The following is a 24,283-nucleotide window of genomic DNA, read 5'->3' on the forward strand; positions in this document are numbered from 1 at the left end:
GCGCACTCGGGTCGGGTGGCGCACCGGGGATCGTCAGCCCGCCACCCGGCCGGCGCGGGATGACGCCGTCACGATGAGGGCCGCGACCGCCACCGCGAGCGGGACGAACGACACCCACAGGACCGTGTCCCAGCCGTAGGCCGTCAGCAGCCCACCGGACGAGAACGAGCCCACCGCCATGGTCCCGAACACCAGGAAATCGTTCAGCGGCTGCACCCGGGTCCGCTCCTCGGGACGGTGGCACTCCAGCACGAGAGCCGAGGCGCCAATAAAGCCGAAATTCCAGCCCACGCCCAGCAGGATCAGGGTCAGCCAGAAATGCGCCACATCTACCCCCGTCAGGCCGATGACGGCGGATGCGGCGGTCAGGGACAATCCAGCGGTCACCACGCGGGGCGCGCCGAAACGCGTGATCAGTCGCCCAGTGAAGAAACCCGGCCCGTACATCGCGATGATGTGCCATTGCAGGCCGAGATTCGATGATTCCTGCGACAGGCCGCACAGGCGCATCGCCAAAGGCGCGGCCGTCATCAGGAAGTTCATGAGCGTGTAGGAGACCACACCGCAGATCACGGCGGTGATGAAGAGGGGCTGGCGTACGATGATCCCGAGCGGGCGCCCCCCGGCCACCTCCGCCGCGGTCGGCATCGGCACCCGCACCCCGAGCAGGATGAGCGCGGAGACGGCCGAGATGGCGGCCTGTGCCAGATACGTTGCTGCGAACAGGTAGGGCTGCCACAGGTCCATGGTATAGGTGACGAGCTGGGGACCAATGACTCCGGCGAACACCCCGCCCGCCATCACCGCGGAAAGGGCGCGCGGGCGACGCGCTGCCGGAACGCAGTCGGCGGCGGCGAAGCGGAACGAGAGAGCCACTGCGGCGTAGGCTCCGCCGAAGAACATGCCTAAGCAGAACAGCCAGAACGAGCCCAGCACGACCGCAAGGGAAGCCAGCAGCCCGACGAGCACGCCAGATCCTGTCCCCGTCAGAAATGCCGCGCGGCGGCCATGGCGCCGGGCGATGGCCCCGGCCGGCAGGGTGCAGGCCGCCATCCCGACCACGAAGATGGAGATCGGCAGCGTCGCCAGCGCTGGGCTTGGAGCGAGCGTGCTGCCGACGATGGCGCCGGTGGCGTACACGACCGCCGAGTTGGCGCCGGCGAGGGCCTGCGCGACCGCGAGCCTCCCAACGTCCGCCTCCCCGGAGCGGACCGCGGGCACGATTCCGGTTGCCGCATTGGCGTTCACTTGCGACATGATGGCCCTCAGGCTGCGAGCAGGCCGTGCCAGCGCGTGTCGCGCGACGACGGGCGACGGTGCAGGCGGCGGTCGAGAAGCTCGGACGCCTTCACGGCCTCGCCACTGCGCATCAGGGCCAGGAGGAGCATGTCCTCGATCATCTCGCGCTGGGCGCCGCTGCCGCCGATGCGCACGACCTCGGCTGCGACCGGTTCCAGAATGCGGGCGCAGACCGCATAGTCCTCGTCCGCGAAGGCGAGCGCAGCGCGGCAGATCGCCGGCACCACGGGCCCTGCGGCCAGGCCTCCCGCCTCGATCAGCTCCATCTGGGCCCTGATGCGCTCTTCGACCGCGGCCTTGTCACCGGTTGCCGCCGCGATAAGGGCCATGTGGACATCGGCGAAGGCAAAGCCCGCCTTCTGGAAATAGTTTCCGGAATAAGCCGCCGCGTCCTGCCACAGCCCTGCCGGCACCGGGTAGCCGTAAGCCTTCAGCCGCCACAGCAGGGAGGCGGTGTCGCTGACTACGTTGACCGGCATGCCGGCCGTTACCGAGGGTTGGATGTAATCCGCGTAGATGGCGAGCGCCTGCTCCGGATCGCCCCGCTCCAGGGCGCCCAGCGCCGAGTGCCAGGCGATGTGGCCGTGGAGAATGCCGCTGCGATCGTAGCCCGGCAGCCAGTCCGCGATCAGCCGCTCCGCCTCGTCGTGCGCACCGCCCTCGTACATGGCGTGCGAGAGCGCGTGAGCCGCATTGGCGTTGTTTCTGCGCAGATCGTAGCCGCGCTGCGTGAGGGCCCGCCCATGCGCCACATTGCCGTTCTCGGCATGCGACCAGCCCCGGTAGGTGAGGAACCACCAATCGTCGTCATCGAAGTGCCGGGCGTGGCGCTCGCAGAGATCCACACGCGCCTGATCGTGGTCCGCCGTGCCGGAGAAGGCGAAGAGCCCGAAGGCGCCGAGCGGCAGCGACAGGATCAGCACATCCCGCGGCCAGGTGTCGAGGTGCGCGAGCGCCCGCGCGAGTGCCTTGGCCGAGAGGCCGTTGATGGCCAGCGACAGGATCGCCACATGGCTGCGCTCCCGTTCGGTCCCACGCCGGGCGACGATCTCTTCCGCGGCCGCGATCCGCGCCTTGGCCTTCGCCAGCTCGGTGCGGATGGCGTGCAGGCGGGCGCGGGCCGCATGGGCGAGAGCAAAATCCGGGTCGGCCACGATGGCCTCGTCCAGGACCTCCGCGGCTCCGGGCCAAGCCGAAAGGAGCAGATCGAGACCTTCCCGGTAGCGTTCGGCCGCGTGGTCGGACGTGGTCGAGAGGGGCAAGCCACGGCTGTCGAGGCGGGTCATGGCAGATTCCTCATGATTGGGATCGGGCGCATCGGCGCATATCTCCGAAACCTATACGCGATCTTCTCCTGTCAGTATTTTGATAGCTCGCCAATTTGTGTAGATTATCCGCCAAACTGGAGGTCGGGCAAACGGGAGATCGGGCATGACATGGGGGACGATCGAGGCGCCACCTGGGACGGTACCGCCCCAGCCGATCACCGTGCGAGCCCAGTTGATCCCGGCACGCCACTTCTTTCCGGAGCATGCCCACCGTTGGAACCAGATGGTGTACGCGATCTCGGGGGTGCTGACGGTGGCGGTGGAGGGGCGCTCCTTCGTGATCTCGCCGGAGCAGGCCGTCTGGCTGCCGACAGGTCTGCGGCACCGGGTCGGATCCCTGGTGGGAGCGGAGTTTCGCAGCCTCTGGATCGCCGACGAAGCTGGCCGTGACCTCCCGAAAATTGCGACCGTGTTCAGCGTGACGCCGCTGCTCAGGGCTCTCATCGTCGAGGTGACCGCTATCGAGGCCGAGGAGGATAGCGACGGCTATGCCGGCCGCGTGACCGACTTGATCCTGGATCAACTCCGTCGGGCGCAGCCCCTCCCAGGCGCACTCCCGTGGCCCCGGGGAGGATCATCCCTGACGGCGCTATGCGAGGCGCTCTACGCCGACCCCTCCGACCCGCGGGGACCGGAGGCCTGGAGCCGGGAGCTCGGGATGTCGGAACGGACGCTGGGTCGCCGCTTCGAGGCGGAGGTGGGCATGAGCCTGCGCTCCTGGCGGCGGCGCCTGCGGCTGTTCAAGGCGATCGAACTCATGGGCGGCGGCCTGGACGTGACCCGCACGGCCCTGGAGCTTGGATATGGCTCGACGTCCGCTTTCGTATATGCGTTCCGAACGGAGATGGGGCGCAGCCCTCAGGCTTACATGCGCGGACGCGGGGCGGATCGGCTTGAATGACCGCTTTGGGTCGATTGTGTTGAAAAACTCTCGGGCACTGCTTCTTGGATCTATGACTAGCGCCAGCGTACCGAGCGAGGCCTAGCATCCTGGGAGCCCCAATGGCCGCAGGCCTTCGCCAGGATATCCGCCACCTGTCAGGGCGGCAACTTGCCGATGTAGAACCGGGAATGCCGGTTCATCATGAAGGCAATGGCGCGCCGTGATCCATGATCCGTCTCCACGGTGATCCAGCGTGGACGTTGTTGGGCGGCCTCACGGTGATCTCGCGCCGGACCGGCTTTTGCAGTTGCCCTTCCAGATCAGGGAGCCGTAGGCAAACAGCTACGTGCCGGGCCCGCCGGGATGCGAGGCGACGAGATCTTGCACGCGCATCGTAGTCCTCGTTGGTGTGGCAGGCCCAATTTGGGTCCAGACCGGGATCCTCCAGAACTTGATGAACCAGCACCACATGCTCGGGTGTAAGCGCCATTCGACGAGTTCGCATCGGATCACCCCGCTGGAGATGGCTGTCCCCCCACGGGAGGACTGCTTCTCTCATACGCAGAAGTTTCCAAATGGAACGTCCGCGCGGTCCAGGCTTAGGAAGCAGGTGCTACGGTGCTATCCAGGTGCCGACCCATGACCCGGCCGTCCGCCGGAAGAAGCAGCGCTGATGTCCTTCCGGCGAAAGGTCGAGCCACTCCAAACGCTGGAGTTCGACCTCAACCACGCAGAAATTGCGGAAGGCCTGCTCGTTCCCCTCGCGGTGTTCCAGTGTGCCGCCCGCCCCGCGCGGTGAAGCGATTTCAGTCCCGGGCGCATCCGGGGTCTGGAACAGCGCGAGCGTGTGAGACCGGCACCTGTCCCAGATCGGCTTCTTGTCCTCTGGCTGGGCGAGAATGACCGCCCGGCCCTCCAGCCTGATCTGGATGCCTCCTTGCGGATCGTAGCCCACGAGCGAAACCCGCGGGTCTCGCCGGATCTCGGCAACCTTCGGGGACCGGAGATCGGTCACGAAGGACACGGTGGACCGCGCCTCATCCACCTGTCGGAGGACGACGGTGCGGACCTTTGGCGCGCCATCCGTACCGATGGTGGCCAACTGCATCGTCGTGAAGGGAGACCGCGACCGCGTCGCGGCCCCGAGGTTCTGCCAAAGTTCCTGATGGACGCTCGCGATCATAGGATTCCCTCTTGCAGAACGCGCCTGCCAGTCACGTGCAGGTGAAACCGATCTTGCTTCCTCATCGGGGTCATACCGCCCGCGTCACGCCCCCGTCGATACGAATGTTCTGGCCGGTGATGTAGGCCGCGCCCTGCGAGGCCAGGAATGCGATGGTCGCGGCGACCTCCTCGCTTGTGCCGTAGCGCTTCATCGGCACGCTGTCGCGGCGCTCTTCGGTGGCCGGCAGGCTGTCGATCCAGCCGGGCAGCACGTTGTTCATCCGCACATTGTCCGCCGCATACTGGTCGGCGAAGATCTTCGTGAAGGACGCCAAGCCAGCCCGGGCGACGGCGGAGGTCGGAAACATGGCACTCGGCTCGAAGGCCCAGGCCGTCGAGATGTTGACGATAGAACCAGCCTTCTGCTGCACCATGATCGGCGTCACCAGACGGGTCGGGCGCACCACGTTCAGGAAATAGACGTCGATGCCCTGATGCCACTGCTCGTCCGTGATCTCGAGAATGGGAGCGCGAGGACCATGGCCGGCGCTGTTGACCAGCACGTCGACCCGGCCCCAGCGTTCCATGGCCAGATCCACGAGACGCTTCAGGTCGTCGTTGGATTGGTTCGATCCGGTGACCCCGATTCCGCCAAGCTCCTGCGCCAGGGCCTCGCCCTTGCCGGAGGAGGACAGGACAGCGACCTTGAACCCGTCGGCTGCCAATTTGCGGGCCGTGGCGGCGCCCATGCCACTGCCGCCTGCGGTGATCAGCGCCACTTTTTCTACTGACATCCTCGTCTCCATCTCGTTGGCGTGGCGGCTGACCATGCCGCCTGTCTCGTATCTTCCAATTGTGATATCAGGGATAGGCTGGCCGCACGAACCAGTTTTGCGCTCATCTCCCAGTAGAAAATCTATTGCATGGCAGATAGTATCCGGCACCTCCCTTCCCTGAATGGCCTTCGTGTCTTCGAGGTCGTCACGCGGCACCTGAACTTCCGGCTCGCCGCCGAGGAGCTCGGCGTCACCCAGGGTGCGGTCGCCCAGCAGATACGCGGCCTGGAGGCGGAACTCGGGTTGAAGCTGTTCGAGCGGCACCCCCGGACCCTGGCCCTCACGGAGGCTGGCCGAGGCTATGTCGCCAACATCCGCCGCGCCTTCGAGCTGATCTCTGACGCCACCGAGATGCTCAGACCGGAGCCACAGCACCTGACGATCAGCGTCACGCCGACCTTTGCCTCGAAATGGCTGATCCCGCGCCTTCCGGACTTCACCGCAACCCATCCCGACATCGATCTCAGGATCCTGGCCAGCGACCGGATCTCCAATTTCCAGACCGACGCGGTCGACCTGGCGGTCCGCTACGGGCGGCCACCCTTCGGGCCGGGGCTGAACGCGGATCTCCTCTTCGAGCAGGTCGTGGTAGCCGTCGGGAGCCCGCTCCTGATCGAGAAGCTGGGACGGCCGGAAGAAGGCATGAACCTCGCGCGATACCCACTCCTCCATGATGCCCATGACTTCTGGCCGCAGTTCCTCGACCGGGCGTTCCCGCAAGGCATCTCAGCCCCCACCAAGAACATCCGCTTCAACCAGACATCGCTGGCCATAGAGGCGGCGATCGCCGGTCAGGGATTGGCGCTCACCAGTCAGTTCTTCGTCGAGGACGATCTCGCCGCCGAACGCCTCGTCCGCCTGTTCGCCACGGAACTGCGGGTCGGATCGGATTTCTACATCGTTTCTCCCCGCAAGCCGCGTCATGCCGGATCCGTGGCAGCAGTCAGGGCATGGCTCGCGTTCGCGGCTGGACAAGGTACTTGTGCAACGGCTCCCACCCGGTAGCGCAATGCTGACCCGTGACAATCGTCGAGCCCGCGCTGGCTGAAGCTCCGGAACGGGTCACTCTCGGCCGATCCCCTGCCCCTCGCGAGCGTCCGGCGCTCCTCTCTTCGGCAGACTCTTGGTCTATCTCAGCTCATTGCCGTTTCGAGACCTTCCGCGCGTGGAGACTGTCGCGTTCTATATCCATCAACGGCTCACGGCGAAAATTCGAGCAAGGCAGTTTACGGAACAGGGAAGCCTCGGGCTCTGGCCGAGTAGGCCTCAACCGGCCATCGTCACGATCAAAGGTCCGTTTCGGGTTGCGACAATTGTATGTTCGTACTGAACAGTCGGAGCTTTGGGGCTGCTGTAGAGCGTCCATGGATCATCACCATCCTCTGCCCACTCCGCGCCAAGGGACAGGAATGGCTCGACGGTGAAGACCAAGCCGTCGCTCATGAGGCGGCGTTCGGAAGAGTCGGGCCATGTTGCGATCTCCGTCGGCTCCTCATGGAGCGACAAGCCGACACCATGGCTGGCCAAGTTCCTGACGAGACTATAGCCATTTTTCCGCGCAAAGGTCCCGATGGCTTGACCGATGCCAGCAACCGGTTTGCCGGCTCCAACCTGCCGCAGGCCCGCCCACATGGCCCGTCGGCCATCCCTGCAAAGACGTTCAATCGAGCGGGTTACGGGTGGAACGGCGAACGAGGCTCCCGTGTCGGCAAAGAAGCCGTTCTTCTCGGCTGAAACGTCGATGTTGACCAGGTCGCCGCGCTCAATCCGTCGGGTCCCCGGGATGCCATGCGCGATCTCCTCGTTCACGCTGATGCAGGTCGCCCCAGGAAAGCCGTAGGCCAACTCCGGAGCCGGGCGCGCGCCGGCAGCCTCCAGGAGCTTTCGCCCGATCTGGTCGAGTTCAGAGGTGGTCATGCCCGGCTCAAGGGCCTTGCCCATCGCCTCAAGTGTATGGGCGACAATACGCCCGATTTCCTTCAGGCGGGTGAGGTCGTCTTCATTCGAGATTGTCATCTTAGTTTCTTCCGAAAGCCAGGACATAGCGCTAGCGAACCTGACTTACAAACCGAGAGAGCGCGCCAAAATCCGCAGAATTGCCCTTACGGAATCGGATGGGTGCCGTTTCGGCGTATGATCCTTGAACGGCCAGGTTCAGCTCTGGGTCGAAGTGTAACCCAGAACGGGAAAGCACCCTGGCCTTCTTCGGACATGGAGAATTTGTGCAGCCGACGGCTCACCGCCATCTGCCGCGGCCGAGGCCATCGCGAACGGAATTCCGCGGGCCTTGCCAGCGCTGGCGCACGCACGACCGGGACAACCTGGATATGGAATGGGTGAGCCCCAACTCGCATGCTCCAGCCGCGAGCAACCGTCACCCGCATCGAAGCCGGGCGCCAAGGCAAACGTTGAAGCGCGCGCGGCGGTCCAAAATGCCTTGGAGCGCAAAGGTGTCGTTTTCTTTCCGCAGACGGAGGAATGCCGCGAAGGCTTGCGCATGCCTCGTGACGCAAGCTTCAGGCCATACCCAGGAACCCGTCGGCAGGAAAGGCAACGCCGCAGGAAATACCGAGGATCCCGGCTCTCCGTGCCTCCAGACCTGCTCGACAGCCTCACGCCGCCGCAGAGGCGGAGCAGAGGCGGAGCAGCGACAGAGGCTTGTCCGCTCCGGCGCTTGGAACGGACTGGCCAACAGGCAGCGACAATATTGCCCGGCAAGCCCATCAAAGACGGAAGTGGCATGTCGGCCCTCGCCCGCTGATCTGTGGATCCTGACGCTATATTGGTCGCGGACACAGTCTCGGGCGGCCAGGGCGCGTGGGGGAAGGCTTGAGGGCCTGGGGCCTCAGGATGCCGGCAGCGAGGTGTCCTTCAGCTCCCAAGCACATTTCCCGCCACGAACCTCAAGCCCTTGCTCTTGTTCGAGCGACACCGACTGCCTCGGCTCGCCTCGAGATGGTACCTGATGAATTGCGCAGCGGTGCTTCCGGGGCCGTGAGGTGATTTGCGGGCCAAAAAGCCTTTTTAGCCTCTACACTTGTGACATGTAGCCCGGACCCGCTAGAGGAGATTGCATGCGCACCGCGCCTTGGTTCGGAGAAGCGGCTGGCGACGTCACGGACGACGTTGACCGGCTGGCGGTGACATCGGCAGGCATGGGTTGCATGGCTGCCCTGGGCGCCGAACGCTACCTAACAGCCCTTGAAGCGACCTAGGAAGCCGCAGAATAGGTTTTATTCACAATTGGTTGACCCTTGGGCAGGATTCCTATTGCATCCTGCCTCCAGCTCGGAAGAGATAGGGAGCCCTGCGCCAGAGGAATGCAGGGCATTCAGGGGAACGCCGTGGATTGGGATAAAATCCGGATTTTTTATACCGTCGCCGAAGCGGGCAGCTTCACTCGTGCCGGTGATGACCTGGGCCTGAGCCAATCCGCCGTCAGCCGCCAGATCAGCGCCCTCGAACGTGAGCTGAAGGCGCCCCTCTTCCACCGCCATGCGAGAGGTCTGATCCTCACCGAGCAAGGCGACCTGCTCTTCCGTGCCGCCCGAGACATGCGAATGCGCCTGGAGACGACCAAGGCGCGCCTTGTCGAGACGAGCGAACGCCCCTCCGGAGAGCTCAAGGTGACCACCACCGTAGGCCTCGGCTCCATCTGGCTCGCTCAGCGGATCGCGGAATTTCTGGACCTCTACCCGGACGTCCGGGTGGAGCTGATCCTCTCCAACGAGGAGCTGGATCTTGCGATGCGCGAGGCGGACGTTGCCATTCGCCTGCGGCGCCCAGCCCAGCCTGACCTCATCCAGCGGCGCCTCTTCACGATCCATTTTCACGTCTACGCTTCGGCCGACTACATCAAGCGCTTCGGAGAGCCGAAGACCTTGGAGGACCTCGACGAACACCGCATCGTCTCCTTCGGCGGCGATCAGCCGTCCTATCTGCTGGCGGTTCACTGGCTCGCGACGGCCGGACGCGAGGGCCGAGAGCCGCGCCAGTATCACTATGAAGTCAACAACATCACTGCCCTGAAGCTTGCCGTAGAAACCGGGGCAGGAATTGCCGTGCTGCCCGATTATGCGGTGGAGAGCAACTCAAGCCTGGTTCAGGTTCTGCGAGACGTCGAGATGCCGTCCCTCGACAGCTATCTGGTCTATGCGGAAGAAATGCGTTCGGTCGCCCGCGTTCAGGCCTTCCGCGATTTCCTGATTTCCAAGGCGCAGCGCTGGACCTATTAGGTTCCAGACTTTCGAATCCCCGCTTGCTACGAAAAGCGTGGCACTTTTACGTCAGCCTTTCGTCTAAGCCATGCAACGGGCGCAGCCCTTTTATGAGGCATGTTGCATTGCAAATAAGTCGAATGCAGCCGATATGAGCGGTGGCTGATTTCAACGCGGCACCGCTTTTCTTCCTCCCGGCGTTGCCGTGTCGGCCGTTCCCTCTGGAAGGTTTTGACTTCTTTGTCGAACCTCACTTTATGCCGGGCCTTTGGCCCGGCTTTTTTTTGTTGGTTCGGCCGAGCCTAATGATGAGTCGCGACCTCGTCCTTCAAGACGCGGCGCAGAACCTTCCCCACATTGGTCTTCGGCAATGTCTCCCGGAACTCGATCCGCCGCGGCACCTTGTAGCCGGTGAGATTCTCGCGGCAGAAATGGCGCAGTTCGTCAGGGTCGAGGTTCGGGTCCTTGCGTACCACATAGGCGACGACCACCTCGCCCGCCTGCTCGTCCGGCAAACCGATAACCGCGGCCTCCATGACGCCGGGATGCTTCACGAGCACCTCCTCGACCTCGTTCGGATAGACGTTAAAACCCGAAACCAGGATCATGTCCTTCATCCGGTCGACGATCTTCACCTGTCCGTCGGGGAGGAGCGTCGCGATATCGCCAGTGCGGAAATAGCCGTCCTGCGTCGTCGCCCGCGCGGTTTCATCCGGCCGCTTCCAATAGCCGGCCATGACCTGCGGCCCCTTGACGCACAACTCGCCGCGCTCGCCCGGAGGAAGGATGGTTCCGTCGCTCGCACGCACCGTCACGTCGGTGGACGGCAGCGGATAGCCGATGGTGCCGGTGAACTCCTCGATGTCGAGGCGGTTGGCGCAGACCACGGGCGAGGTCTCCGACAGCCCATAGCCCTCGACGATCGGCTGTCCCGAGATTTCCCTCCACTTCTTCGCAACCGTCTCCTGAGTCGCCATGCCGCCAGCGACGGCGAAGACCAGCTGCGAAAAGTCGACCTCCCGGATGCCCGGTGCATGGGCGAGCGCGTTGTAGAGCGTGTTCACTCCGGACATGAGGGTGAACCGGCTCCTCTGGAGCGTCTTCACGAATCCGGCGATGTCGCGGGGATTGGCGATGAGAAGCTGGCAGCCGCCGATCTTCGTCATGAAGAGCGAGCACACCGTGAGGCCGAAGATGTGATAGAGCGGCAGCGCAGTGACCATCACATGGTCCTGGCGCTCACCGAAGAACGGGCGCATCCACGCCTCGCATTGCAGAACATTGGCCGCGACATTGCGGTGGAGCAGAACCGCACCTTTCGAAATACCCGTCGTACCGCCCGTGTATTGAAGGAAGGCGGCGTCGTCCCGCGTGACAGGCACCCTCTCCGGCCTCTTTCGCGCGCCTTCGCTCAGGACCGCCTTGAAGGGCAGTGATTTCGGCAGGCTGAACGGCTTGACGGCCTTCTTCACATAGCGCGAGACGAGGTTGACGATAGCGCCCTTCGCACCCAGCAGATCGCCGGGCTTTACCACAACCACGCGGTCGAGCCTGAGATCGGGCAGCGCCTCCTCCACCGTCGCACCGAAGTTCTCCAGGACGAAGAGGAAGCGCGCCTCGGAATCCTCCAGCTGATAGGTCAGCTCGCGGGGAGTGTAGAGCGGGTTGACGTTCACCACCGTGCCGCCGGCCATCAGCACACCGTAGAGGATGACCGGATAGGCCATCACGTTCGGCAGCATGATCGCGACCCGATCCCCTTTCCTCAGGCCCTGCTGTTGCAGCCAGGAGGCCACCGCATCTCCGCTGTGGCCGAGTTCCGCATAGGTGATGCGCTTGCCGAAGCTCTCGGCAGCAGCCCGGTCCGGAAAATCGACTGTCGCCCTGGTGAAGATGTCGTTGAGGGTGCCGATGCTGGCGTCGTCGATCGCCTGTGGCACTTGCGCTGGATAGGATTTGAACCAGGGCCTGTCCGAGGGGGAAACTGCCGTACCCATGGATGCGGCCGGTTGGGGTGTGGCGTTCATTCTTTTCCTCCCGCGCTAGGGCGAGTTTGCTTCAGAGAAGATAGCATCTCCCTTAAAGCTTAACTTGGCGCGGAAGAACGGATTTGTCGATGGATTAGTTTAGACATGAACGATCTCCGGGGATCGTTCATGTCTGAGGTTTCTCAATGGGCCTTCTGCAGGACCATCTCGGCCGGCTTGCCGCTGAGCTCTGCCATATGATCGAACCGGGTCGAGAAGGTGCCGACGCCTGCCGTGACCGAGCGCAGCTCGACGATCAGGTCGCCGATCTCCGCTTCCGGAATGGTCGCGCTCAGCACATCCCAGCCCGCCCATCCTGGGCGCCCGTCATAGCCGAGGATCTGGCCGCGGCGGGCGGTGACGAGGCTCGTGGCCTTCGACAGGGCCTCCGTTGGGATCGTGATCTCCACGGAAAGGATCGGCTCCAGCAGCACAGGCTTCGCCTTCGGCAACGCCTCGGCCAAGGCGAGCCTCGCCGCCGCCTGAAAGGCGGCGTCGGACGAGTCCACCGTATGATAGGAACCATCCGTGAGGCTCACGGCGAGATCGACCACCGGAAAGCCCAGCGGTCCGCTTTTCAGGGCATCGCGCACGCCGGTCTCCACGGAAGGAATGTACTGGCGAGGAACGACGCCGCCGGTGATGCGGTCCTCGAAGGCGAACCCCTCCCCGCGGGGCAGCGGCTTGATCTCGATCATCACGTCGCCGTACTGGCCATGGCCGCCGGTCTGCTTGCGATGACGGCCCCGCGCCGATGCGGGCAGACGGATCGTTTCGCAATAGGCGACTCGTGGCTTGGCGATGTCGACGCCGACCTGGAAGCGCGAGGCGAGCTTCTCCACCGCCACGCGCAGGTGCATCTCGCCCTGTCCGAGCAGTCGGATCTCGCCCATCTCGGGTCGGCTCTGGACCACCAGGGACGGATCCTCCTCCGTGATCTTGGCGAGCGCGCTCGAAAGGCGCACATCGTCCTTGCGGTCTCGCACCTTGAGGGCCACCGCATAGACGGGCTCAGGAGGCGCCGGCGAGACGATGGTATCGGGGCGCGACTTGCCGGACGCGAAGCTGTCACCGGTCGCAATGCCCTCGAGACGGCCGAAGCCGACCGCATCGCCCGCACCCGCTTCGCCCCGCCGCGTGGTGTTGCTGCCGACCATCGTGAGCAGGCTGGCGACGCGGCTTTCCGCACCGCGAGACCCAAGCACCATGTCGCCTTCGTGAAACGTGCCGCGCATCACGCGAGCCACGGAAAGCTTGCCGCCCTGGCCCAAATGCATGGTCTTCATCACATGGGCGAGTGGTGCGCCCTCCTCCGGAATTCCGAGGCGGGCACGGGTTTCGGTCAGTGTCGGCGCCTCGTGGCGCAACGCCTTCAAAAGCCGCGTCACGCCATTGCCGCGCTCGGCGGAGCCGATGAGGGCGGGAACCACGTGGCGCTCGCGAAGCTCCTTGGAGAGGTCGTCGAAGATCCGGTCCCGCGGGGGCTCGATCTCGGAGATCAGATCCTCCATCAATTCGTCGTCGTAATCGGCCAGTCGCTCGAGCATGGCAAAGCGCGCCTCGCGCTCGCGCAGACCTTCGCCATCAGGCATCTCGACTACTTCGCTGGGCGCATGCTCGCGATAGATGAAGGCGCGCTCCAGGGCGAGATCGATGAAGCCGACCGCAATGCCGTCCTTCCAGAGCGGAATCTGGCGCAGCAGCAGCGGCGTGCGCGATGCCTGCTGGAGAAGGCTCAAGGTCTCGCGGACCCTCTTCGCCGCCGTATCGATCTTGTTGATGAAGAGGAAGCGCGGAATATCCGCCTCCTCCAGATCGCGCAGAAGGATCTCGAGCGCGGGAATCTTGCGCTCGTCGGACTCGCACACCACGATCGCCGCGTCGCAGACGGGAGTGATGTTGCGCATCTCGTGCAGGAATTCGGTGGAGCCGGGACAGTCGACGAAAGTCATCGTCTCGCCGAGGAATTCGACGGTGGCCACGTTGGGCTCGATGCTCATGCCGTGAGCGCGCGCCTCGGCGCTCGAGTCGCCGACGCTGTCGCCGTTGGTCACGCGGCCCGCGCGCGAGATGGTACCGGTGCGCTCCAGGATGGCTTCGAAGAGCGTGGTCTTGCCGCTCTGGAATGGGCCAACGATGGCGATGCATCGCGGGCCCCTGGGTCCTCTGCCGTTGGGTGCCATGGTAGTCTCCTCCCTGCCCCCGTCAGCGCGCTCTTGGCGGTCGCGTCAAGGGAATGCTCTGCCTGTCGGGAGGAGTTGGCAAGGGGTCATTTGCGCAAAGAGGGCGGCCGAGCTTTCGCCTGAGCTCTCCTCCGGCGCGCCCGATCGAGGCCTATGGGGCGGCGCTCAATTCGAAACTGCCGACCCCCAGAGCCAGATTGAGGCCTATTTGGCCGTTCACCGAAAGAGGCTGGAGGGAGATGGACCGGCGCGATCCGCCCACCAGAACATTGGCGCCGAGTCCCGCTCCAACCGTCGCTTCGGCAGTGGCGCCGACGTAGTTGCCGGCCAGCACGCCGGGAACCGCAGGCCCCGAGGCGAAGACGGCCCAGGTCAGAACCCCTCCGCCTGTCGCGCCGACATCCAGGCCGAATCGGCGGATGATGCCCAAGTAGTGCTCGCTATAGCCTTTCTGGGAATCGAAGGTGCAGGCCATGCCCTTCTCGGACGTCAAGATGAGGCCCAGGCCGCCCGAGAGATTGCAGGTCAGGACGCCGATCTGGGTCCGGCTTTGCGCCTGCGCAACGGGGGCGCTCATCCATGAGGCGACGGCAAGGGCTGCGGCGGGGAGTGCCGCGCGGAGCATGGTGATCTCCTGAGCTTGGGGATCGTTTGGCGATCAACAGCTCTGCCGATACTCCCGTTCCATGAACCGCCGCATCATTTCACGCGGGCGTGGAATCCTGATGTTCGCCGCGGCGCACGACCGCCATCGAGAAGATCGTGACCGGTCCAGCCCGGAGAAGGTTCATGGCCGAGACGATCATCTCGGCCAGACGCTCCGGAGTGACGGTGTCGCCTTCGATGTCGAGGAGAAAGTCCCTGGCCTCGACATAGCCGCCATTGGTGAAGTCGACCCTGAAGTCCGACTTCACCCGAAAGGCGGATTGCTGGTCGATCCGATAGGGCTCCGCCTCGGGATCCGGATGGAATGTCCGAGGCAGGCTCATCAGCGGAGCGATCCGCAGAACCGCTGGATGCGGTTGCAGGCATCCTCCAGTGCCGCATTGGACGTGGCGTAGGAGATGCGGAAGTTGGGGCCGAGACCGAAGGACGAGCCGTGCACAGCGGCCACACCCTCGGCTTCCAGCAGTTCGGAGACGAAATCCTCGTCCGTCTCGATCACCTTGCCCGACGGCGTGGTTTTGCCGATGGCCTCTGCGCAGGAGGGATAGACGTAGAACGCCCCTTCCGGCATCGGGCATTTCAGGTACTTCGTCTGGTTCAGCATGGAAACCACGAGATCACGCCGCTCCTCGAAGGCTCGTCTGAAGACCTTCAGATGATCCTGAGGGCCGTCGAGCGCCTCGACGGCGGCCCATTGGGAGATCGCGCTCGTGCCGGAGGTCTGCTGGCCCTGGACGAAGTCCATGGCTTTGATGAGATGCTCGGGGCCTGCGGCATAGCCGATGCGCCAGCCGGTCATGGCATAGGCCTTGGAAACGCCGTTCATTGTGAGCGTGCGGTCGTAGAGCCCCGGCTCGACCTGGGCTGGCGTCACGAACTCGAAATCGCCGTAGGTCAGGTGCTCGTACATGTCGTCGGTGAGAACCCACACATGCGGATGACGCATCAGCACGTCCGTGATCGCCTTCATCTCCTCGCGGGAATAGGCGGCGCCGGTCGGGTTCGACGGCGAGTTGAGGATAATCCACTTGGTTTTAGGCGTGATGGCGCGCTCCAGCGGCTCCGGCTGGAGCTTGAAGTTGTGCTCCATCGTGCAGTCCACGAAGACGGGCTTGCCGCCGCAGAGCACCACCATCTCGGGATAGGACACCCAGTACGGGGCCGGAATGATGACCTCGTCGCCTGGGTTCAGAGTGGCGAGGAGCGCGTTGTAGATGACGTGCTTGCCACCGGTTGAGACGATGGTCTGCGAGGGCTTGTAGTCCAAGCCGTTCTCCCGCTTGAACTTGCGGGCGATAGCCTCGCGCAGAGGCACGATGCCGGAGACGGGCGTGTATTTCGTCTCGCCGCGACGGATGGCGGCGATGGCCGCTTCCTTGATGTTGTCGGGCGTGTCGAAATCCGGCTCGCCGACGGAAAGGCTGATCACATCCCGGCCCTGGGCTTTGAGATCCCGCGCTTTCTGCGTGATCACGATCGTGGCAGACGGCTTGATGCGCGAGAGGGCGTCAGACAAAAAGCCCATGGGAATCCTCCGGTCGGGGCGTTAGGAAGGGAACGTGACGGGGCCGGACCCTAATCCGCCCAAGCTGTCCAAGCAAGCAAAACAGCCCCCCTTAAAACGGGATTCTCAGGAGGCGCCTTTTCATGACCTTTCCCCTCACCCGCCGCATGGCCCTTAGCCTGTTCGCAGGAGCCACCCTGCTCTCTCAGGCTGCCGTCGCGCAGCCCTATCCCAGCCATGTGATCAAAATGGTCGTGCCCTATCCGGCGGGTGGTCCGACGGACGTGATCGCCCGCATCGTGGCGGAGGAAATGGGCAAGGATCTCGGGCAGAACGTGATTGTCGAGAACCTGGCGGGCGCCTCCGGCGCCATTGGCACCCGCGCCGTCGCCCGGGCGGAGCCCGACGGCTACACCATCGTGTTCGGGAACAATCAGACCCACGGGAACAATATGTTCCTGCTGAAAGACCCCGGCTATGACGCCGTGAAGGACTTCGCTCCCCTCGCGGGCGCAGGTGCCTTCGAGCACGTCTTCGTGGTGAAGAACGACCTGCCGGTAAAATCGATTCCGGATCTCATCGAACTCGCCAAGAAGGATCCGGGCAAGCTCAATTACGGCTCGACGGGCGCCGGCTCCGGCTCGCATCTGGCGACCGAACTCTTCATGACCCGCACAGGCATCAAGATGACCCATGTGCCCTTCCGCGGCGCGGCGCCCCTCGTGACGGAGCTCATGGCCGGGCGCATCGACGTGTCGAACTCGACCCTGCCGAGCGTGCTCGCGCAGTTCCAGGCCGGTCAGATGCGCGCCATCGGCATTGCGAGCCCGCAGCGCAACCCCCTGGCTCCGGACGTGCCCACCCTGCGGGAGCAGGGCGTCACCGATGCGGACGCCGAATCCTGGGCAGCCTTCTTCGCTCCCGTGAACACGCCCAAGCCCATTCTCGATAAGCTCTCGAGCACGATCATCACGATCCTCAACAAACCCGACGTGAAAGAGCGGATCACGAAGCTCGGCTTCACTTTGAACGTGCGCGATCCCGAAGCCTTCAGACCTTATCTGGCCAAGGAGATCCAGACCTGGGCGGAGATCATCAAGGCGGCAAATATCAGCGTGGAATAAGAACGCTTAGAATGCCTGTTTTTGTTGGATGGCCGGGTTCGTCCCGGCCATCCTCTTTTCGGTGAATTCTTTGTCAGCACGCCATCCGGCGCGTTAATCTTAGTTAATAAGACGTTAACGCCTGCTCTTGGCAAGATACCCGAAAGAAAGACTTCAGAACACGCCGGAACTTTCTTGTAATAGATGGGTTTTTTTCTCCAAAGCCACTTTGGCACTTCATGGGGGAAGAACCAATGAAGACATTCGAGCCTAGAAACCGTGTTGCCTCCCGGGCTCATCGGATGAACCTTCGTCAGCAAACCCGCTGCTCGCTGGCGCTGATCATGCTGATGGGACTTGCCACCCTTGCCGTTCTGGCCACCACTCAGACCCTGTCGGCTCACGATACGAGCGCTGTCCACCTGTATCCCCTTCGATAACGCGCGAGTGAACGGCGCCGAGGTTGACGCCTCGTGCCGGGAGGTTAGCTCTTCGGCTCTGGACCGACGGAGAGCCTGCAATGACCAAACTTCGCCTCGCCCTCGCCTGTGCCGTGCTTCTCGCCGCAAGCCCGACCGCCCTGGCCCAGGACACCCAGCGCCTCCGGACCGACAAGGGCGAGGTGATCGTCGAAACCCTTGCCCGCAACCTTCAGCATCCCTGGAGCCTCGCCTTCCTGCCCGACAGCCGAATGCTCGTTACCGAGAGGCCCGGGCGGCTGCGCTTGGTGGATGCGCAAGGCAATCTCTCCGAGCCGATCAAGGGGTTGCCTCCTATTTCGGCGAGAGGCCAGGGCGGCCTCCTGGACGTGGCGCTCGACCCGAACTTCGCCCAGAATCGGCTGATCTACCTGAGCTTCGCGGAGGACAGGGGCGGAGGCCGCAACGGCACGAGCGTCGCACGCGGACGTCTCAGCCAGGACGGAACGCGGCTCGAGGACACTCAGATCATCTTCCGTCAGGAGCCCTCCTATGCGGGCACCTATCATTTCGGCTCGCGCCTGGTCTTCGGCCGGGACGGCAATCTCTTCGTGACCCTGGGCGAACGGAACGACCTGCGTGAGCAGGCCCAGAACCCGGGCAACCATCTCGGCACGATCGTCCGCATCAAGCCCACCGGCGGCGCGGCCCCGGGCAACCCCTTCGTCAACCGGGAGGACGCCCGCCCCGAGATCTGGTCCTACGGCCACCGGAACATTCAATCGGCCGCCCTTCACCCGACGACGGGCGAGCTCTGGATCGTCGATCACGGCGCGCGTGGGGGCGACGAGGTCAACATTCCGCAGAAGGGCAGGAATTACGGATGGCCCGTCATCTCGTACGGGGTGCATTACTCCGGCCAGAAGATCGGGGAAGGCACCCGTAAACCCGGTATGGAACAGCCGGTCTATTACTGGGACCCCTCCATAGCGCCCTCCGGCATGGCCTTCTACACGGGCGACAAATTCCCGGCCTGGCGCGGCAGCATTCTGATCGGAGCCCTAGCCGGCAGGCTCGTCTCGCGCCTCGAGACCAACGGCAGCAGGGTGACCGGGGAAGAGCGCATGCTGCAGAACCTCGGAGAACGCATCCGGGACGTGCGCCAAGGCCCGGATGGTCTGATCTATCTCCTGACGGATTCGCGGCAGGGACGCATTCTGCGGATGAGGCCTGCGGAGTGATCGATACGCTAGGCTCGCGGCCCGAAGGGAATAAGGGCCGCGCCCGCCAAGCAGATCGCTCCACCCGCCATATCCCACCTGTCGGGCCTGGTACCTTCCATGATCCAGAGCCACAGGATCGACGCGACGATGTAGATCCCGCCATAGGCGGCATAAGCCCGCCCGGCGGCATCACTCGGGGCAAGCGTCAGCAGATACGCGAAAACGGCCAGAGCCCCCATCCCTGGCACGACCCACAGGGGCGATCCGGCCAGACGCAGCCACACCCAGAAGGAAAAGCATCCCGCGATCTCGGCCAGCGCTGCGGCCGCATAAACGAGCAACGTCATCTCGCGAGGCCCTGTCTCTTTACCGTCCCTGAAAGATGAAGGCCGCCCCCGAAGCGATCAGAACGAAGCCGATGAGGTGGTTCCAGCCTAGAGGCTCCTTGAGGTAGAGCACCGAGAAGCCCGCGAAGACGATCAGCGTGATGACCTCCTGCATGGTCTTCAGTTCGGCCGCCGAATAGACGGCCGAACCGATGCGGTTGGCCGGAACCGCGAACCAGTATTCCACGAAGGCGATACTCCACGAGGCAAGCACCGCGATCCAGAGAGGCGAGGTCTTGAACTTCAAGTGGCCGTACCAGGCGAAGGTCATGAAGATGTTCGAGGCAATCAGAAGAAGAACCGGCGCGGTCTGAGGGTTCATGAGGACACAAGGGGATCGATGGGAACTGGCCCTCTGCCCTATTCCTCCCCGCGACGGTGTCAAGAACCCTGAACAGGGCGCGGGGTGATGGAGCTCGGGGAACTTGGCCGGAACCGAACCGAATGCCGTTTCAGGGGTTTTCCTGTCATCGATGGCAGCAAAGATCGTTTCAAGAGGACTTCGATGGATATCGCGCTCGACAAGGTCTGCGAACTCATTCTCCGGGCCAGGGCCATTGACGTGAAGGAGGGCCCCACAGATCCGGCTTCGGGTTCCAACCCTATCGACGATGGTGCGGTCGATGCCCTCACCGCCTCTCCGGACGATGCCACGGAAGCCGAGCTTCGCGACGTGATCGCCGGCCTCAACGACGATGAGCGCATGGATCTGATCGCTCTGGTCTATATCGGCCGGGGGGACATGGAGCCGGAAGAATGGGGCGACGCCGTGCGCCTCGCCCGTGAGCGAGAGGAAGCAAGCAGCCTTTCGACGGCCGACTGGCTGATCGGCATTCCGAATCTCGCCGATCTTCTGGACGAAGGCCTCAACGCCATGGGCCGCAGTTGCACATAGGCTGCGGCTCATGGAAAAGCGCCCCCGCTTCTGATCGGACGAATATCTGTCTGCCGAGCCCCGAGGCTTCCGCCGTGTTGCGATGCTGCGGTCACAAACCCGCGAAATGCGGCTTAGCAAGGAGGCGCAGCGCTCAGCGGACTGCGACGGTGCCCTATTTGCGACATGGATTGAGCGAAGAGTCCCTTTTGCCGAACGATTGATCGCTGAGGGAGGACGCCATGACTCCGCGCAATCCGGAAGACAGTTCGAAATCGGATGTGGAGAGCAGATCTCTGCAGGACCTCCATGATCCTCTCGACGGCCGGTCGCGCGCGGCGGCAGCTCCCGAGCCCGACAGCCCTCCTGTTCCAGCGCTCCGACAGGAAGAGAGCGTCGAGGCCAAGCTCACCCTTGATCGTCTCGAAGCCTATATGAAAGGGCCGACGGTTTTCTCTGCGTGAGGAACCGGAAGGCCTCCGGCACTTTTCCTGCCCGCCACCATTCACTCTTCGCTGTCATGCTGCACGGCCGACGCTTTCGCCCGGATCTGCTTCAAGGCGACAAACTGTCCATCAGCGGGTTCAGGCGCTGCCCGCTCGACGGCTGCGTGCCGATATCGCTCTCGCCGGAAGCGGTATAAACTCCCAACATGATCCCTTATGCACCGAAAGGTCAGCTCGGGCGTTGTCGATACCTGGAGAGGGCTTTTAGCTTCTCCTGACATGTTCGGCCCCCATTCAACCGCCATTCGACAGGACCCCCCATGAGCATTGGCCTCATCGCGCTGCTGGACGATATCGTAGGCTTGGCCAAGGTCGCGGCCGCATCCCTCGATGACGTGAGCGCGCAGGCAGCCAAGGCCGGTGCGAAGGCGGCGGGTGTCGTGATCGACGATGCAGCCGTCACGCCACGCTACGTGGTCGGCTTCTCGGCTTCCCGCGAGTTGCCGATCGTCGGCAGGATCGCGTTAGGCTCCCTCAAGAACAAGCTCATCTATCTTCTGCCGGCGGCGCTGCTTCTCAGCTTTGCGGCGCCCTGGGCGATCACCCCGCTGCTCATGATCGGAGGCGCTTATCTCTGCTACGAGGGTTCGGAAAAGGTTTTCGAGGCTCTCTTCCCCCATGGCGCCCATCAGCATGAGGCGGTGCTGGGTGAAGCGGTTCAGAGTGCCCGGAGTGTCGAGGACGAGAAGGTCAGCGGCGCCATCAAGACCGATTTCATTCTCTCCGCCGAGATCATGGCAATCACGCTCGGAACGGTTTCGGATGCCTCATCCTGGACGCAGGCGATGGTCCTGGCCGTGGTCGGAATCGGCATCACCGCCGTGGTCTATGGCGGTGTCGCCCTGATCGTGAAGGCGGATGATGCGGGCTTGGTGCTGGCCACCAGCGATCGTCCAATTTCAAGCCTCCTGAACCGCGGGGCACGGAACGCGCCGACCGGCGCCGATCGCGCCCTGGCGCCGCTGACGCAGGGCTTCGGGCGTGGTCTCGTGCATGCCATGCCGGTTCTGCTGCGCCTCCTCGGGATCGTGGGCACCGCTGCCATGGTTTGGGTCGGCGGTGGCATCATCATCCACAGCCTCGAAGGCTATGGCTTCACCTGGCTGGCCCACGTGATCCACGACGTCGCGGCCGCAGCGTCTCATGCGGTGCCGGCCTTCGGCGGCGCCGTGGAATGGCTCGTCACGGCTGCGGCCTCGGGCCTTTTTGGGCTCCTCCTGGGAGCCGTGCTGATCCCATTCCTCCACTACGTGGCCGTGCCGCTTGTGAAGACCTTAAGAGGCGGGAGCCGCAAGGCCGGAAAGCACACGGCCTGAAAGAGAAAAGGGCTGCTCTGCGAGCAGCCCTTTTGCTTCGTCATGCACATGGCAGCGGATGATCAGAGCTTCCCGAGTTTGAGAAACTGCGTCTCTCCGGAGGAACCGTCCACGCCGTCGCTGTCGGTGATGATATAGGCGTCACCCGCCGCATCGACGGCGAAGCTCTCCACCTTGTCGAGCACATAACCCTTCGGAGCCTGGAGATCGCGCAGCAGATCGCGAAGCTCGGACTTCTTCACGAGCGGCAGCTCTCCACCGAGAGCCCGCGGCTCCATCTCGGAGACTGCAACCGAATAGAGCTTCTTGATCTTGGCCTTCTCGGCAATCTGGTTGTCGCGCTCGATGACGATCATGCGATCCCCTGCGGCCGTGATCTCCGACAGGCCGACCCAGCCTGTTTCGGTCTTGCCGAGGGGATAGCGCACGGCGCCCCAGCTCTTGTCCGAGGGCTTGTAGGCGAGGAGCTTCACCGTCCCGTTGCCGTCATCCGCCCATTCGCGCTGCACGGCAAGCCACACGGTCTCGCTGTCGCCCGAGCCTGTGACGGTGACGCCCTCGTATCCGAAATTCTTGGCCCCCTCCTCGAGCCCTGCGGGCAAGGCGATCTCCTCCCGGATATCCCCCTTCGCGTCGACCTTGAGAAGGAGGTTTCTGAGACCCTTCCCGGGATTCCCTTCGGATGCCAGCCAGAATCCCCCGTCGCTCGCCAAGGCGATGCCTTCGAGGTCGAGCTTCTCGGCAGCCTGGCCGTTGCGCGTCACAAGCACCTCTTCCGTGATCAGCGCGGGTTTCCGAGTGGCGTCGATGACCAGAATGCGAGGCGCAGCCGGATAGGCGCTGTCGGTCACCGCATAGAGCTTGCCTGCCTGTGTCTTGTCTGCAGCAACTCCGGAAAGGGCTCCCCAAGCGATCGGCAGACCATCTGGCTTTCTGACCGAGCGGATCGTCGGATAAGCCGGCGCCGCGCGCTCGGCCCGCTGGTAGATCATCACATGAGGCGCGGCCCCTCCCTCTCCGTGCAGATCGGTCTCGCTGGTGGCAACGAACAGGTTGCGGGATGGAATAGCCAGCAAACCTTCAGGCCCGATACCTGTCGGCAGGATCTGGAGAAGCTCGGGAGCCGCGCCCGTGTCGCGGTACACAGCCACGATGGATCCACGCTCGGAACCCGCGAAGATCAGACGATCCTGCCCGAAGAGAGCTGTCTCGATCCCCTCGACCTCGATGCCCTTCTTGTTGCGTTTTTCGGGATAGTGGCCCAGAGAGACGACCTCGTGCTCCAGGCTCGCGCCGGACTCATACGCAACGGATCCATCCTTATCGAAGATGGTAAAGCCCCGCGAGCCTCCCTTCCAATCGCCTTCGTTGGCGGTGACGAAGCGGTTGGCGTCGAGCCAGCGCACGGCATCGGGCTCACGAGGAACGCCGTCCAGCGCGCCGGTCAGATCGATTTTTCCATCCTTCTTGACGTCGATGTTCTTCAGGTCGACCTTGCCGGCGGAGAAATGGGTCTCGACCTGGCCGGTCCTTCCGTCCACCACGACGATATGGTTGTTCTCCTGCAATGTCGCGACGATCTTGCCCTCACTCGACACGTCGACGAACTCGGGTTCGGGATCCTCGCCGACGACACTCGCAAGGTTCGCCATATCGACGGTCCTGAGGGCAGCGCAGTCGAGTTCGTCACCGTTGAGAGCACCGATCACCAGCGCACCGGCGGGCAATTGCGGCAGCGCGCCGTCATTGACCTCTTCGTTGCGCTCGTTCTCGATGGCGATGGCGAGAATCCCGGCATTCGCCGCAATCGAGTCGGGCTGTCCGGGCAATGCGCATTCGGCGGACACCTTCCGGCTCGCCAGATCCACCCGCACGAGCTTCCCGCTTGGATTGGTGAAGCTCTCGGATGTGTTGACGGCCACGTAGGCTGCTTTGCCCACCACCTTCACCGAAGTCGGCTCGCCGCCGAGGACCAGCATGCCACCGGCCTTGGGCTGCGCGGGATCGGCGATGTCGATGAAGCCCAGCGCCTTGCCTGGGCTATTCGTATAGACGAGGAGCCTGCCGTCCTCGCTCGCGGAAATGATCTCGGCCACGGTCTCCGCCTTGTTGTCGGCATCGGCCGGCAGGTTAGCGGTGATCGGGAAGCTTGCGATACGGTCGAAATATTCGGTGGCCGGAGCGCCGAGGGCGGTGCCCGACATCAGAATGGCGGTAAGCGCGCCGACGACAAGAGAACGGTGCATGATATCCCCGCGATATGGTTGAGCTTGGCAGGGCCGTTCTGCGTCAGTCCCATGACGGCGGGATGACGGTCAGGAAGAGAACTCCGCGCCCTTCCCATCGCCG

22 protein-coding genes and 1 pseudogene are annotated in these 24,283 nt (G+C 63.8%); 10 read left to right on the forward strand and 13 right to left on the reverse strand.

Going from position 1 to position 24,283, the window contains the following annotated elements; all coding sequences use genetic code 11:
• Positions 1–33: 33 nt before the first annotated feature.
• Positions 34–1,257, reverse strand: coding sequence for an MFS transporter (locus GR328_RS02355; RefSeq protein ID WP_160882900.1), 1,224 nt, complete (start codon positions 1,255–1,257; stop codon positions 34–36).
• Positions 1,258–1,265: 8 nt separating this feature from the next.
• Positions 1,266–2,585, reverse strand: coding sequence for a tetratricopeptide repeat protein (locus tag GR328_RS02360; protein WP_160882901.1), 1,320 nt, complete (start codon positions 2,583–2,585; stop codon positions 1,266–1,268).
• A gap of 145 nt (positions 2,586–2,730) precedes the next feature.
• Between GR328_RS02360 and GR328_RS02365 the strand changes: the two genes are divergently transcribed.
• Positions 2,731–3,528 (forward strand): AraC family transcriptional regulator, encoded by a 798-nt coding sequence (locus GR328_RS02365; protein WP_160882902.1) that lies wholly within the window; start codon positions 2,731–2,733, stop codon positions 3,526–3,528.
• 595 nt (positions 3,529–4,123) lie between these two features.
• On the opposite strand, the gene GR328_RS02370 is transcribed toward GR328_RS02365, so the two are convergent.
• Positions 4,124–4,693, reverse strand: a complete 570-nt coding sequence (locus tag GR328_RS02370) for a pyridoxamine 5'-phosphate oxidase family protein (protein ID WP_160882903.1) — start codon at positions 4,691–4,693, stop codon at positions 4,124–4,126.
• A 70-nt stretch (positions 4,694–4,763) separates the two neighbouring features.
• Positions 4,764–5,468, reverse strand: a complete 705-nt coding sequence (locus GR328_RS02375) for an SDR family oxidoreductase (RefSeq protein ID WP_160882904.1) — start codon at positions 5,466–5,468, stop codon at positions 4,764–4,766.
• 129 nt (positions 5,469–5,597) lie between these two features.
• Between GR328_RS02375 and GR328_RS02380 the strand changes: the two genes are divergently transcribed.
• The gene (locus GR328_RS02380; RefSeq protein WP_205789670.1) at positions 5,598–6,515 is read left to right on the forward strand and encodes a LysR substrate-binding domain-containing protein; all 918 of its coding nucleotides are present in this window, start codon (positions 5,598–5,600) and stop codon (positions 6,513–6,515) included.
• Between the two features lie 261 nt (positions 6,516–6,776).
• On the opposite strand, the gene map is transcribed toward GR328_RS02380, so the two are convergent.
• Entirely contained in the window at positions 6,777–7,526 is a 750-nt protein-coding gene (gene map, locus GR328_RS02385; RefSeq protein WP_160882905.1) for a type I methionyl aminopeptidase, read from the reverse strand.
• A gap of 1,085 nt (positions 7,527–8,611) precedes the next feature.
• Between map and GR328_RS02390 the strand changes: the two are divergent.
• Positions 8,612–8,725: pseudogene (locus GR328_RS02390) on the forward strand (thioredoxin-disulfide reductase); the annotation flags it as partial.
• A 129-nt stretch (positions 8,726–8,854) separates the two neighbouring features.
• The gene (locus GR328_RS02395; RefSeq protein WP_160882907.1) at positions 8,855–9,745 is read left to right on the forward strand and encodes a LysR substrate-binding domain-containing protein; all 891 of its coding nucleotides are present in this window, start codon (positions 8,855–8,857) and stop codon (positions 9,743–9,745) included.
• A 284-nt stretch (positions 9,746–10,029) separates the two neighbouring features.
• Here the strand turns inward: GR328_RS02395 and GR328_RS02400 are convergent, their stop codons facing one another.
• The 5 genes from GR328_RS02400 to GR328_RS02420 form a co-directional block, all read right to left on the reverse strand.
• Complete coding sequence (locus GR328_RS02400) at positions 10,030–11,754, reverse strand: AMP-binding protein (RefSeq protein ID WP_160882908.1); 1,725 nt, start codon at positions 11,752–11,754, stop codon at positions 10,030–10,032.
• A 143-nt stretch (positions 11,755–11,897) separates the two neighbouring features.
• Positions 11,898–13,937 (reverse strand): elongation factor G, encoded by a 2,040-nt coding sequence (locus GR328_RS02405; protein ID WP_160882909.1) that lies wholly within the window; start codon positions 13,935–13,937, stop codon positions 11,898–11,900.
• Positions 13,938–14,088: 151 nt separating this feature from the next.
• The gene (locus GR328_RS02410; protein WP_160882910.1) at positions 14,089–14,562 is read right to left on the reverse strand and encodes a DUF992 domain-containing protein; all 474 of its coding nucleotides are present in this window, start codon (positions 14,560–14,562) and stop codon (positions 14,089–14,091) included.
• A 79-nt stretch (positions 14,563–14,641) separates the two neighbouring features.
• On the reverse strand, positions 14,642–14,926 hold the full coding sequence (locus GR328_RS02415) for a hypothetical protein (protein WP_160882911.1): 285 nt from the start codon (positions 14,924–14,926) through the stop codon (positions 14,642–14,644).
• Complete coding sequence (locus GR328_RS02420; protein WP_160882912.1) at positions 14,926–16,128, reverse strand: pyridoxal phosphate-dependent aminotransferase; 1,203 nt, start codon at positions 16,126–16,128, stop codon at positions 14,926–14,928. Before GR328_RS02420 ends, GR328_RS02415 begins: the two co-directional genes overlap by 1 nt.
• A 122-nt stretch (positions 16,129–16,250) precedes the next feature.
• On the opposite strand from GR328_RS02420, the gene GR328_RS02425 reads away from it, so the two are divergent.
• The 3 genes from GR328_RS02425 (at position 16,251) to GR328_RS02435 (ending at position 18,870) form a co-directional block, all read left to right on the forward strand.
• On the forward strand, positions 16,251–17,231 hold the full coding sequence (locus tag GR328_RS02425; protein ID WP_160882913.1) for a Bug family tripartite tricarboxylate transporter substrate binding protein: 981 nt from the start codon (positions 16,251–16,253) through the stop codon (positions 17,229–17,231).
• 281 nt (positions 17,232–17,512) lie between these two features.
• On the forward strand, positions 17,513–17,650 hold the full coding sequence (locus tag GR328_RS02430) for a hypothetical protein (RefSeq protein WP_160882914.1): 138 nt from the start codon (positions 17,513–17,515) through the stop codon (positions 17,648–17,650).
• An 80-nt stretch (positions 17,651–17,730) separates the two neighbouring features.
• The gene (locus tag GR328_RS02435; RefSeq protein ID WP_160882915.1) at positions 17,731–18,870 is read left to right on the forward strand and encodes a PQQ-dependent sugar dehydrogenase; all 1,140 of its coding nucleotides are present in this window, start codon (positions 17,731–17,733) and stop codon (positions 18,868–18,870) included.
• Between the two features lie 8 nt (positions 18,871–18,878).
• Here GR328_RS02435 and GR328_RS02440 read toward each other — a convergent pair whose 3' ends face one another.
• Both GR328_RS02440 and GR328_RS02445 read right to left on the reverse strand, forming a co-directional pair.
• Entirely contained in the window at positions 18,879–19,199 is a 321-nt protein-coding gene (locus GR328_RS02440; protein WP_160882916.1) for a YnfA family protein, read from the reverse strand.
• A 19-nt stretch (positions 19,200–19,218) separates the two neighbouring features.
• The gene (locus tag GR328_RS02445; RefSeq protein ID WP_160882917.1) at positions 19,219–19,560 is read right to left on the reverse strand and encodes a DMT family protein; all 342 of its coding nucleotides are present in this window, start codon (positions 19,558–19,560) and stop codon (positions 19,219–19,221) included.
• A 183-nt stretch (positions 19,561–19,743) separates the two neighbouring features.
• On the opposite strand from GR328_RS02445, the gene GR328_RS02450 reads away from it, so the two are divergent.
• The 3 genes from GR328_RS02450 (at position 19,744) to GR328_RS02460 (ending at position 21,934) form a co-directional block, all read left to right on the forward strand.
• Positions 19,744–20,133, forward strand: a complete 390-nt coding sequence (locus GR328_RS02450) for a DUF3775 domain-containing protein (RefSeq protein ID WP_160882918.1) — start codon at positions 19,744–19,746, stop codon at positions 20,131–20,133.
• A gap of 221 nt (positions 20,134–20,354) precedes the next feature.
• Positions 20,355–20,576, forward strand: a complete 222-nt coding sequence (locus tag GR328_RS02455; RefSeq protein ID WP_160882919.1) for a hypothetical protein — start codon at positions 20,355–20,357, stop codon at positions 20,574–20,576.
• A gap of 302 nt (positions 20,577–20,878) precedes the next feature.
• Positions 20,879–21,934 carry a DUF808 domain-containing protein gene (locus GR328_RS02460; protein WP_160882920.1) on the forward strand — a complete coding sequence of 352 codons (1,056 nt, stop codon included), beginning with the start codon at positions 20,879–20,881 and terminating at the stop codon, positions 21,932–21,934.
• 62 nt (positions 21,935–21,996) lie between these two features.
• Here GR328_RS02460 and GR328_RS02465 read toward each other — a convergent pair whose 3' ends face one another.
• Positions 21,997–24,180: an esterase-like activity of phytase family protein gene (locus GR328_RS02465; protein WP_160882921.1), complete on the reverse strand. Its 2,184-nt coding sequence runs from the start codon at positions 24,178–24,180 to the stop codon at positions 21,997–21,999.
• Between the last annotated feature and the right edge of the window lie 103 nt (positions 24,181–24,283).

The organism is Microvirga makkahensis (assembly GCF_009830105.1).
In the GTDB taxonomy this organism is placed as follows: Bacteria; Pseudomonadota; Alphaproteobacteria; order Rhizobiales; family Beijerinckiaceae; genus Microvirga; species Microvirga makkahensis.

What these genes read in the sequence shown, in the direction of transcription:
- GR328_RS02465 (WP_160882921.1), bottom strand. Translation starts at nt 24,180, where the DNA reads ATGCACCGTTCTCTTGTCGTCGGCGCGCTTACCGCCATTCTGATGTCG.
- GR328_RS02415 (WP_160882911.1), bottom strand. Translation starts at nt 14,926, where the DNA reads ATGAGCCTGCCTCGGACATTCCATCCGGATCCCGAGGCGGAGCCCTAT.
- GR328_RS02405 (WP_160882909.1), bottom strand. Translation starts at nt 13,937, where the DNA reads ATGGCACCCAACGGCAGAGGACCCAGGGGCCCGCGATGCATCGCCATC.
- GR328_RS02450 (WP_160882918.1), top strand. Translation starts at nt 19,744, where the DNA reads ATGGATATCGCGCTCGACAAGGTCTGCGAACTCATTCTCCGGGCCAGG.
- GR328_RS02370 (WP_160882903.1), bottom strand. Translation starts at nt 4,693, where the DNA reads ATGATCGCGAGCGTCCATCAGGAACTTTGGCAGAACCTCGGGGCCGCG.
- GR328_RS02365 (WP_160882902.1), top strand. Translation starts at nt 2,731, where the DNA reads ATGACATGGGGGACGATCGAGGCGCCACCTGGGACGGTACCGCCCCAG.
- map (WP_160882905.1), bottom strand. Translation starts at nt 7,526, where the DNA reads ATGACAATCTCGAATGAAGACGACCTCACCCGCCTGAAGGAAATCGGG.
- GR328_RS02430 (WP_160882914.1), top strand. Translation starts at nt 17,513, where the DNA reads ATGAACCTTCGTCAGCAAACCCGCTGCTCGCTGGCGCTGATCATGCTG.
- GR328_RS02355 (WP_160882900.1), bottom strand. Translation starts at nt 1,257, where the DNA reads ATGTCGCAAGTGAACGCCAATGCGGCAACCGGAATCGTGCCCGCGGTC.
- GR328_RS02435 (WP_160882915.1), top strand. Translation starts at nt 17,731, where the DNA reads ATGACCAAACTTCGCCTCGCCCTCGCCTGTGCCGTGCTTCTCGCCGCA.
- GR328_RS02400 (WP_160882908.1), bottom strand. Translation starts at nt 11,754, where the DNA reads ATGAACGCCACACCCCAACCGGCCGCATCCATGGGTACGGCAGTTTCC.
- GR328_RS02455 (WP_160882919.1), top strand. Translation starts at nt 20,355, where the DNA reads ATGACTCCGCGCAATCCGGAAGACAGTTCGAAATCGGATGTGGAGAGC.
- GR328_RS02445 (WP_160882917.1), bottom strand. Translation starts at nt 19,560, where the DNA reads ATGAACCCTCAGACCGCGCCGGTTCTTCTTCTGATTGCCTCGAACATC.
- GR328_RS02360 (WP_160882901.1), bottom strand. Translation starts at nt 2,585, where the DNA reads ATGACCCGCCTCGACAGCCGTGGCTTGCCCCTCTCGACCACGTCCGAC.
- GR328_RS02410 (WP_160882910.1), bottom strand. Translation starts at nt 14,562, where the DNA reads ATGCTCCGCGCGGCACTCCCCGCCGCAGCCCTTGCCGTCGCCTCATGG.
- GR328_RS02460 (WP_160882920.1), top strand. Translation starts at nt 20,879, where the DNA reads ATGAGCATTGGCCTCATCGCGCTGCTGGACGATATCGTAGGCTTGGCC.
- GR328_RS02440 (WP_160882916.1), bottom strand. Translation starts at nt 19,199, where the DNA reads ATGACGTTGCTCGTTTATGCGGCCGCAGCGCTGGCCGAGATCGCGGGA.
- GR328_RS02380 (WP_205789670.1), top strand. Translation starts at nt 5,598, where the DNA reads ATGGCAGATAGTATCCGGCACCTCCCTTCCCTGAATGGCCTTCGTGTC.
- GR328_RS02420 (WP_160882912.1), bottom strand. Translation starts at nt 16,128, where the DNA reads ATGGGCTTTTTGTCTGACGCCCTCTCGCGCATCAAGCCGTCTGCCACG.
- GR328_RS02425 (WP_160882913.1), top strand. Translation starts at nt 16,251, where the DNA reads ATGACCTTTCCCCTCACCCGCCGCATGGCCCTTAGCCTGTTCGCAGGA.
- GR328_RS02375 (WP_160882904.1), bottom strand. Translation starts at nt 5,468, where the DNA reads ATGTCAGTAGAAAAAGTGGCGCTGATCACCGCAGGCGGCAGTGGCATG.